Source organism: Methylobacterium sp. WL8 (assembly GCF_008040045.1).
GTDB lineage: Bacteria > Pseudomonadota > Alphaproteobacteria > Rhizobiales > Beijerinckiaceae > Methylobacterium > Methylobacterium cerastii.
In genome coordinates, this window is the sequence record NZ_VRVF01000207.1 from 1 (window position 1) to 733 (window position 733).

General features: G+C 66.2%; 1 protein-coding gene. It reads left to right on the top strand.

Annotated features, from left to right (window positions below; translation table 11 throughout):
* Positions 1-733, top strand: a 733-nt coding sequence (locus tag FV234_RS25935; protein ID WP_147832458.1) for an IS3 family transposase, incomplete at both ends; no start/stop codon positions are given.

The following is a 733-nucleotide window of genomic DNA, read 5'->3' on the forward strand; positions in this document are numbered from 1 at the left end:
AAAAAAAGCGATCGGCATCTTTGCGGAGATGCCCAAGTGACGTTCGCCTTCATCGAGCAGCATGCGAGCACCTGGCCGGTGCGTCTCATGTGCCGCGTGCTCGAAGTCTCTCACAGCGGCTACTACGACTGGCGATCCCGTCCCGAGAGTGCGAGGTCGGCGTCCAACCGTCGCCTTCTCGACGACGTCCGCCGAATCCATGTCGGGCATCAGAGGCGCTACGGCTCGCCTCGGGTCCATGCCGTCCTGTGCGCAGAGGGGCGAACGACCAGTCGTGGGCGGGTGGAGCGCCTGATGCGCCGTCATGGCATCCGAGCCCTGGCAGGACGTCGATACCGGCCCTGCACGACCGACAGCCGTCACGATCTGCCGATCGCGCCCAACCTCCTGAAGCAGCAGTTCTCGGCCGCGCTACCCAACACGGTCTGGCTGGCGGACATCACCTACCTGCCGACCGGAGAGGGCTGGCTTTACCTGGCCGCCGTCCTCGATCTCGCCACCCGCAAGATCGTCGGCTGGTCCATGCGCGAGCACATGCGGACCGAGCTGACCTCGGCCGCCCTGATGATGGCCACCCAACGGCAGCGACCGGGGGCCGGCCTCATCTGTCACTCGGATCGCGGCAGCCAATACGCCGCCGAGGCCTACAGAGCGCAGCTCGCCGACATGAAGGCGACGCCCTCCATGAGCCGGACAGGCTGCTGCTACGATAACGCCCCGATGGAGAGCTTCT